The following is an 8,550-nucleotide window of genomic DNA, read 5'->3' on the forward strand; positions in this document are numbered from 1 at the left end:
CTGCCTTCTCCTATGGTTTTATTTGCGTACCCACGGCTTCGCCCTGAGCCAATGCAGCCAGTTGCGCCGCATCTCTCCAGGAAGCAACCTGTACCGGCTGCCCCATGAGTTCTGCGACTTCCAACGCCGCCTCTACTTTGACTTTCATACCTTTCTCTATCACGCCCAATTTCACCAGGTCGTCGATTTCGCTACGATTAAGACTGGCGATCAACTGCCCCTTACCGTCCAATACTCCGGAAACATCGGAGAGCAGCACCAGCTTGCCCTGCACCAGCTTGGCCAGCACTGTGGCAGCCTGATCGGCATTGACGTTAAGCAGTTGCCCTTCGCTGGATACTGCAATGGAGCTGACAATGGGCATCCAACCCTGAGACAGGACGAAATTGATATAGCTGCCGTCTTTGGGGGAAACTTCACCCACCAGCCCCAAACGTTCATCTTTAATTACCGCATCGACCAAGTTGGCATCCGCCAGACTCATGCCAACGCTGGCGACACCAGCCTTGATGGCCGCCGCCTGCAGTATCTTGTTGGACATACCGGCCAGGGCGCCGGCGATGATCGGCATCTGCTCCGGCGGGGTGACCCGCAAGCCATCGAGCTTCACCGTATCCATGCCATTGGCCTTGAGCTGTTCATCCACCAGATAACCGCCACCATGAACCAGAACCACTTTCTGTCCCTGGGCCAACATTTTCGCCGCCGTATCCATCAGCCTGGCCATTCCCATCTCACACTGCATCAGTGCGCCGCCAACTTTCAGAACCAACACCTTGTCTTTCGTGCTCATAGTGACAACTCTCTCTAACCGTTCCGGGAATAATTAGTATTTAAAGTGAATCTTTATGCATTGCAGCGCCTGACTGGCAGCGCCCTTCATCAGGTTATCTATGGCACTGGCCACCACCAGATAATGGTTCTGTTCATCAAACTTCCACCCCAGATGACAATTGCCCGTGTGTACCACGTCATCCACCTTGGGAAATTGGTTCTGCTTTACGCTGACTATGCTCGAGCCATGGTAGATGCTGTAAGCCTCGGCAACGTCCTCAGTCCTGGTACCCGGCTTGAGCTGCAGCGTAATGGTGGCGAGAATGCCGCGTTTGAAGTTGCCAAGGTGCGGAGTAAAAATCACTTCCTGCCCCAGTTGGCTGGCGATTTCGGGCTGATGCCTGTGACCAAGCACACCGTAGGGCGTTAAACTCACTTCACAGAAACTGGTGTGCAGCTGCGCCTTGCGCCCGGCTCCGGTCACACCGCTAACGGCATTGATAACGGGGAAGGCATCAGTCATCAGTGACTTGAGCGGCTTAAGCGCCAACAGAGATGCCGTGGGATAACAACCGGGAACCGCAATCATCTTGCTGTTGGCAATGGCCTCGGCATTCCACTCGGCCAGGCCATAAACCGCCTGTGCCAATACTTCGGCTTGGTTATGCTCAAAACCATACCACTTGGGGTAGTTTGCAGCATCGCTGAAACGATAGGCACCGCTCAAATCAAATACCGCCAGCCCCTGGGCATAAAACCAAGCTGCCAATTCCAGGCTTACCGAATGTTCGGTCGCCAGCGCCACGGCGTCGGCCTGTGCCACTATCTGCTGTTTGGCCTCTGGCGTTAACGGCTGCAACACTGCAGAGATATGTTGATATACAGGATAAAGCTCGGCCAGGCTTTTGCCCTTATCCAGACTATTTTCAGAGACATACAACCCTTGAATGCTTAACTCTGGCTCAGTTTGGATCAGGGCGGTTAACTGGGCACCTGTATATCCACTGGCCCCTATGATGGCGATATTTTTCATGGTTTCTAATTCTTCAAGCTAATCAAAAAAGGAAGGGCACAACGAAAGCCCGTGGCTCAGCGCCTAATGACAAGTTTATCGTCGCAGGGAGTTATTGCAGTTTTTGGTCTGAATCAAGCTCAAGGTCGAACTCAACATACTTAGTCTCACTGAATTTAGTCACCATGAAAGATGACACTGGCTTTAGCTGTTTGCTAGACTAACACAGCAATTTATTTATGCAATATATATGAATAGTTATTTTTATTTTTTTGCAGGATAGTCATGAAAAAACTGCCGGAACTCACAGAAAGCTTCAGTGCACTTATCGCCTCGCCCTCCATCAGTGCCTTGGAGCCAGAGCAAGATCAATCCAATGCTGCCGTTATCGACTTGCTGGCCAACTGGTTTGCCGATTTGGGGTTGGAGTGCCGCCGCCAGCCGGTGCCCGGCAGTCGCAACAAACATAACCTGCTGGCCAGCCTGGGCACTGGCCAAGGTGGCCTACTGCTGGCCGGGCACACAGACACAGTACCGTTCGATGAAGGCCGTTGGCAGCATGATCCCTTTCGGCTAACCAAAAAAGATAACCTTTGGTATGGCTTGGGAACTTGTGACATGAAGGGTTTCTTTGCCTTGATATTGGAGGCCTTGAAACAACTGCCACTGACACAAATGAAGCGACCTCTCTATATTCTCGCCAGTGCCGATGAAGAAACCACAATGAATGGGGCCAAGGCCTTTGCCGCCAACGCTGCAATCAAGCCTGAATTTGCCATCATAGGCGAACCCACCAGCCTACGGCCGGTTTATATGCATAAAGGGCACATGGCTCAAGGCATTCGGGTAACGGGCCGCAGCGGCCACTCGTCAGATCCGGCCAAGGGACTCAATGCCATAGAAGTGATGCATCTGATCATAGGCCGACTACTTAAACTCAAGCAGCATTTGAGCGAACACTATCGCGAAGATGCCTTCAGTGTGCCTTACCCAACCATGAACTTTGGCCATGTCCACGGCGGCGATGCAGCCAACCGTATCTGTGGTTGCTGTGATCTGCATCTGGATATTCGCCCGCTTCCCGGTTTGGCTTTGACCGATCTGCAACTCATGCTGCAGCAGTATTTACAGCCGGTCTGCGAACAATTCCCAGGGTCAGTTTCCATCAGCGAACTCTATCCCGGCTCGGAGCCGTTTGCCGATGATAGAGACTCTCCCTGGAGCCAACTGGTCGCCAGCCTGGCGGGACAGGCACCTCAAGTGGTGAACTATGCCACCGAGGCGCCTTATATTCGGCAACTGGGGTGCCACACTCTGGTACTGGGACCCGGCAGCATAGAGCAGGCTCATCAACCGGACGAATATTTGGATACGGCGCAGATCAAACCTACGATAAACTTGCTGAAACAGCTTATTTATCATGCCTGTATAAAATAATGATCCAGCCCACAGCCACTGGAAACAACGTGAGGCAAATACCTCAGCGTATTGACCACAGGGCACAGTGCTGGTTATTGTGCTCTACTCAAGTCCGCCCGAAACGACGACTCTTTCTCACTATTCTTTGGAGCAATCAACACGATGGCAGATATGTATGCATCCTTAAGATCCAACGTCAGTATGCTTGGGCAGATCCTCGGCGACACCATGCGATCCGATCTGGGGGAGCCATTTCTCGATAAAGTGGAGCAGATCCGCCAACTGGCCAAGAGTTCCCGTCAGGGTGACGAAAGCGCCCGTCAGCAGATGTTGGAACTGCTGACGGCCTTGCCCGATGACGAACTGGTGCCGGTCACCAAAGCCTTTAACCAATTTCTCAACCTGGCGAATATCGCCGAACAGTTTCATACCATCAGCCGCAACTGTGATGAACTGGTGTGTGTACCGGATCCCGTGGAGCAACTGCTCGGACGCATGCTGAACGGCCCGATAGATCAGAAGCAGATGCTGTCCTGTCTCGGGGAGATGAACATAGATCTGGTACTGACGGCACACCCGACCGAGATATCCCGCCGCACCCTGATCCAGAAGTACTCATCTGTGGTCGATTGTCTGACGGCACTGGAAAACGATCAGCTCAGCGAGCGCGAGTTTAAACAGATCAATCTGCGACTGCGGCAGCTGATCGCCCAGATTTGGCATACCAATGAGATCCGCCGCGAACGCCCGACACCGGTAGATGAAGCCCGCTGGGGTTTGGCGACTATCGAAACCTCACTGTGGCAGGCGATTCCCGACTTTTTACGCCAGCTCAACGACCAGGTAGAAGAGCGCACCGGCAGCCAGCTACCGATTGATATCGCTCCAGTGCGATTCTCCAGCTGGATGGGTGGCGACCGTGACGGCAACCCCTTTGTTACCGCCAAGGTCACTCAGGAAGTATTGGATCGTAACCGCCATGCCGCCGCCAGACTCTATCTCAAAGATATCGTATCTCTGGTTGGCGAATTGTCCATGGAAGAAGCCAACGAGGAGTTGAGCCAGTATACCAACGGCAGCTGTGAACCTTATCGTGACGTGCTTAGAGATCTGCGCCAAAAGCTGCGCAACACCATAGACTATCTCAATGCCCGCCTCGAAGGTCATCAGCCCGAAATCGACAGCCATAGCATCATCTGGCACCAGGACGACCTGAAAAGGCCGCTGCTGATGCTGTATCAAAGCCTGTGCGATTGCGGCATGAGTCTGATAGCCAATGGCTTGCTGCTGGATATGTTGCGCCGCTTGGCCTGCTTCGGCATTCATATGCTGAGGTTGGATATCCGCCAGGATGCAGAGCGCCACGCCAATGCCATTGCCGAGCTTACCCGCTATCTGGGCATGGGTGACTTCAACCATTGGGATGAGACAGAAAAGCAGGCCTTCCTGCTCAGGGAACTGGCCAACCGCAGACCCTTGATCCCGGTAAACTGGCAGCCATCAGACGAGGTGGCCGAGGTACTGGCAACCTGCCGCTTGATAGCCACTCAGCCTCAACAAGCTCTGGGTTCCTATGTGATATCCATGGCCAGCCAACCATCCGACGTGTTGGCGGTACTCTTGCTGCTCAAGGAAACCGGCTGTCACTATCCCATGCGGGTAGTGCCGCTGTTTGAGACCCTGGATGACCTCAACAATGCCGCCGATTGCATCTCTGCCCTGCTCGATATCGATTGGTATCTGGGTTACACCAAAGGCATGCAGGAAGTGATGATTGGCTATTCGGATTCGGCCAAGGATGCCGGAGTCATGGCCGCGGCCTGGGCACAATATCGGGCGCAAGAACAACTAGTTGCGGTATGCAAGAAGGCTGGCGTCAAACTGACCCTATTCCACGGCCGTGGCGGTACTATCGGTCGTGGCGGCGGCCCGGCTCACCAGGCGATTCTGTCACAGCCTCCGGGCTCAGTTGACGGACGGATCCGGGTGACAGAGCAGGGAGAGATGATCCGCTTCAAGTTCGGTCTCCCTAAGTTGGCAGTGCAGTCACTGGCGCTTTACACCTCGGCGGTGATGGAAGCCACTTTGCTTCCGCCTCCCGAGCCTAAACAGGAATGGCGGCAATGCATGCAGCGACTGGCCGATGAATCTGTACTGGCCTACCGCAGCATAGTCAGGGAAGAAGCTGACTTTGTTGCCTATTTCAGAGCCGCAACGCCTGAAGTGGAGCTAGGTAAGCTGCCACTCGGCAGTCGACCGGCCAAACGCCGGGTGGATGGAGGTATCGAAAGCCTGCGCGCCATTCCCTGGATATTTGCCTGGTCACAGAACCGTTTGATGCTGCCAGCCTGGCTCGGTGCCGGTGAGGCGCTAGAAGCCGCGGCCAAACGAGGAGAGCTTTCTCTGCTACAGGAGATGGAACGTCAGTGGCCCTTCTTCAACACCCGTATCTCCATGCTGGAAATGGTGTATGCCAAGGCAGAACCCAACCTCGCCCGCTATTACGACACCTGCCTGGTGCCTGAAGACCTGCGTCATTTGGGTGAAGCTCTCAGGGAGAGGCTGCAACAGGGGATCCAGGCGGTACTCGAACTGACCCGCTCTGACAGCCTGATGTCGCATACTCCCTGGAACAGGGAATCGGTGCGGCTTCGAAACCCCTATATCGACCCGCTCAACTTCCTGCAGGCCGAGTTGTTGGCCCGAAGTCGCAAGGAACAGGAAACTTCGGAACAATTGCAACTGGCGCTGATGCTGACCATAGCCGGTGTCGCGGCGGGCATGAGGAATACAGGATGAGGCTGCCCCTACTGCTGTCTCTGTGGTTGATGCTGATGTTGGGCGGCTGTGTCAGCCAATACAGCATCAGCGAAGGACAGCTGGAATCCTATCTGAATAAAGAGCTGCAACTGGATATGCAAGACACCCAGGGGCCACTGGCAACAGAGATCCAGTTGAATCGGGTAACAGTCAAATTGGGGCACAAGCCGGATACCATGGCGGTGAAAGCCACCTCTGAGCTGATACTCAGAACGCCGCTGTTTCCCCTGCGTGCCAGCCTGACGACAGAGTTTGAGGCCAAGCCTTGGTATGACAACCAAACCCATGGCGTCTATCTCCGTGGTTTGGAGTTGACCTCTGTCGAGTCCAATCCCAAGGATATTCAGCGGGCTTTAAAAGGTATTGCCCCACAGTTGATGGGCTTTATCCGCAACTTCCTCGAAAGTCAGCCGGTTTATGTTCTGGACACCCAGGACAGCAACCAAGCGAGACTGGCCGATATGACCAAGAGCCTTCAGGTTAAACCAGGCAAGCTGGTGCTGGAGTTTAAATAAATCGATATTCAGAGCACAAAAAAGACGCGGCCTTGGCTGCGTCTTTTTATTTAACCTATTACTGGTTTAACCTATTGCTGCCTTTGACTATTTGGCAAATCGACCAATAGAGGAGTAGTCAACAATAACCGCCTCGCCCAGCAACTCGCGGCGCAGCATGTCATAAGCTACTGCGCTGCTGAGGCTGCGAACCAGCTCTCGAGAACGTCTTGGCAGCTGAATCATCTGGCTGTAACAACCTCCTTTGGTTGCCAAGGCTATGGCGACAGTACCGACAGGCTTCTCCTCTGTGCCACCATCAGGACCGGCAATACCACTGGTGGCCAGAGCATAGTCGCTATCCAGTATCGCCCTGGCCCCCATCGCCATCTCCTCAACGGTGGCAATCGACACAGCGCCATGGTCATCCAGTGTTGAAGGTTGTACCCCAAGAATACGCACCTTACTCTCATTGCTGTAGGTCACCAACCCCTGATGTAAATAGGAAGAACTGCCAGGGAAAGCCACCAATTGGCTGGTCAACATACCTCCGGTACAGGACTCGGCCAGGCTAAGACTAAGGCCGGAATTCAACAACCTATGATGGATCTCTTCCGCCAGTGTCGCGCGATTTTGGGCAACAACCGCAGTGCCCAAAACCTGTCGCACATGATTGGTTACTCGGGGCAACAGTGCAATGGCCTTATCACCGCGGGCAAACAACTTGATCTCTATATGTGGCATAGAGGAGCGATAACCTATGGTGATCCCTGCTGGCAACTCCAATGCTTCCAGCTTATCGGCCAGCGTCGATTCGCCATGGCCCAGGGTCAACAGCTTATTCAATGCGACTTTTGCATCCAGGCCGAACTCCTGTTTGATAAAGGGCAGAAACTGCTCCTGAACCATATGTTTCAGCTCAAATGGCACCCCTGGAGTGAAGTAGAGCCAGGCACGATTGAGTTTGACTCTAAAGCCACAGGCCGTGCCAACCGGATTATCGACCATGACGGCAGACTCAGGCAGCAAAGCCTGTTTCAGATTACTGGCCGGCATCTCTCTGTTATTACGGCTGAACCAGGCCTCCATCTTGGCACGCCATTCGGCGTTCTCAACCAGAGGCTCACCCTTGGCCTTGGCCATAGCTTCGGCCGAGAGATCGTCGCTGGTTGGCCCCAAACCACCATTAACCAGAATGATATCGGCATGGAGACTACGCTCCTGAAATACGGCTATCAGGTCTTCGAGTCTATCCCCCACTGTGACCCTGCGCTGCACCTCAATCCCATGCTCCATCATCACATTGGCAAACCAGGCGGCATTGGTATCTACTATCTGACCGGACAACACTTCCTCTCCGGTACAAATCATCTCTAACTTCATTCAAAGATCCCTTTGGCAAAAACTGCATATACGTTAAGTAACCACTGGATGAATAGCAAGCACGGCTTGGAAGACACAAGAAAGGGAGAAACAGGGAGAGTGGGAAACCAACATGACACGCAGTTTAGAGAGTTGTGCGCGGGTTAATTTTCAGAGGCAAAAATCGATTTATCGCGGGGTAAAATTCACCACAGAACTGGATAAAAAGTCTGCGGATAAAAACGAAAAAAGCCTCATCTTTCGATGAGGCTTTCTCTTTAAGTTGGCGGAGCGGACGGGACTCGAACCCGCGACCCCCGGCGTGACAGGCCGGTATTCTAACCAACTGAACTACCGCTCCAAACTCTTGCTTATCGCCTGGGCAATAAGGCTTGAATTCGTTAACTTGACTGGCGGAGCGGACGGGACTCGAACCCGCGACCCCCGGCGTGACAGGCCGGTATTCTAACCAACTGAACTACCGCTCCTTTAGTATCACGCCTTGGCGCACTACTAAAATTGGGCGTCTGGCGATGACCTACTCTCACATGGGGAGACCCCACACTACCATCGGCGCGATTGCGTTTCACTTCTGAGTTCGGGATGGGATCAGGTGGGACCACAATGCTATTGTCACCAGACATAAAATTGTACGGAACAAATTTTAAA

6 protein-coding genes, 2 tRNA genes and 1 rRNA gene are annotated in these 8,550 nt (G+C 53.5%); 3 read left to right on the top strand and 6 right to left on the bottom strand.

The window, feature by feature from the left end; all coding sequences use genetic code 11:
• Nucleotides 1-10: 10 nt before the first annotated feature.
• Both argB and argC read right to left on the bottom strand, forming a co-directional pair.
• Complete coding sequence (gene argB / locus N512_RS0116125; protein ID WP_025011587.1) at nucleotides 11-793, bottom strand: acetylglutamate kinase; 783 nt, start codon at nucleotides 791-793, stop codon at nucleotides 11-13.
• 33 nt (nucleotides 794-826) lie between these two features.
• Nucleotides 827-1,807 carry an N-acetyl-gamma-glutamyl-phosphate reductase gene (argC, locus tag N512_RS0116130; RefSeq protein WP_028780993.1) on the bottom strand — a complete coding sequence of 327 codons (981 nt, stop codon included), beginning with the start codon at nucleotides 1,805-1,807 and terminating at the stop codon, nucleotides 827-829.
• Between the two features lie 264 nt (nucleotides 1,808-2,071).
• Here argC and argE point away from each other — a divergent pair, with 264 nt between their 5' ends.
• From argE to N512_RS0116145, 3 genes are all read left to right on the top strand, one after another.
• The gene (gene argE / locus N512_RS0116135) at nucleotides 2,072-3,223 is read left to right on the top strand and encodes an acetylornithine deacetylase (RefSeq protein ID WP_028780994.1); all 1,152 of its coding nucleotides are present in this window, start codon (nucleotides 2,072-2,074) and stop codon (nucleotides 3,221-3,223) included.
• Nucleotides 3,224-3,367: 144 nt separating this feature from the next.
• On the top strand, nucleotides 3,368-6,004 hold the full coding sequence (gene ppc / locus N512_RS0116140; RefSeq protein WP_028780995.1) for a phosphoenolpyruvate carboxylase: 2,637 nt from the start codon (nucleotides 3,368-3,370) through the stop codon (nucleotides 6,002-6,004).
• Entirely contained in the window at nucleotides 6,001-6,540 is a 540-nt protein-coding gene (locus N512_RS0116145; RefSeq protein ID WP_028780996.1) for a DUF1439 domain-containing protein, read from the top strand. The genes ppc and N512_RS0116145 overlap by 4 nt, the downstream gene beginning before the upstream one ends.
• Before the next feature lie 87 nt (nucleotides 6,541-6,627).
• On the opposite strand, the gene N512_RS0116150 is transcribed toward N512_RS0116145, so the two are convergent.
• The 4 genes from N512_RS0116150 to rrf all read right to left on the bottom strand — a co-directional run bounded on the left by N512_RS0116150 (nucleotide 6,628) and on the right by rrf (nucleotide 8,522).
• Nucleotides 6,628-7,902, bottom strand: a complete 1,275-nt coding sequence (locus N512_RS0116150) for a CinA family nicotinamide mononucleotide deamidase-related protein (protein WP_028780997.1) — start codon at nucleotides 7,900-7,902, stop codon at nucleotides 6,628-6,630.
• 263 nt (nucleotides 7,903-8,165) lie between these two features.
• Nucleotides 8,166-8,242, bottom strand: a tRNA-Asp gene (locus N512_RS0116155).
• A gap of 50 nt (nucleotides 8,243-8,292) precedes the next feature.
• Nucleotides 8,293-8,369 (bottom strand) — tRNA-Asp (locus N512_RS0116160).
• A gap of 37 nt (nucleotides 8,370-8,406) precedes the next feature.
• Nucleotides 8,407-8,522 (bottom strand): 5S ribosomal RNA (gene rrf, locus N512_RS0116165).
• Between the last annotated feature and the right edge of the window lie 28 nt (nucleotides 8,523-8,550).

This window comes from Shewanella sp. 38A_GOM-205m, assembly GCF_000518445.1.
GTDB classification, from domain to species: domain Bacteria; phylum Pseudomonadota; class Gammaproteobacteria; order Enterobacterales; family Shewanellaceae; genus Shewanella; species Shewanella algae.

Excerpts from the sequence above, each read along its gene's own strand:
- argE (WP_028780994.1), top strand. The coding sequence starts at position 2,072 with ATGAAAAAACTGCCGGAACTCACAGAAAGCTTCAGTGCACTTATCGCC.
- N512_RS0116145 (WP_028780996.1), top strand. The coding sequence starts at position 6,001 with ATGAGGCTGCCCCTACTGCTGTCTCTGTGGTTGATGCTGATGTTGGGC.
- N512_RS0116150 (WP_028780997.1), bottom strand. The coding sequence starts at position 7,902 with ATGAAGTTAGAGATGATTTGTACCGGAGAGGAAGTGTTGTCCGGTCAG.
- argB (WP_025011587.1), bottom strand. The coding sequence starts at position 793 with ATGAGCACGAAAGACAAGGTGTTGGTTCTGAAAGTTGGCGGCGCACTG.
- argC (WP_028780993.1), bottom strand. The coding sequence starts at position 1,807 with ATGAAAAATATCGCCATCATAGGGGCCAGTGGATATACAGGTGCCCAG.
- ppc (WP_028780995.1), top strand. The coding sequence starts at position 3,368 with ATGGCAGATATGTATGCATCCTTAAGATCCAACGTCAGTATGCTTGGG.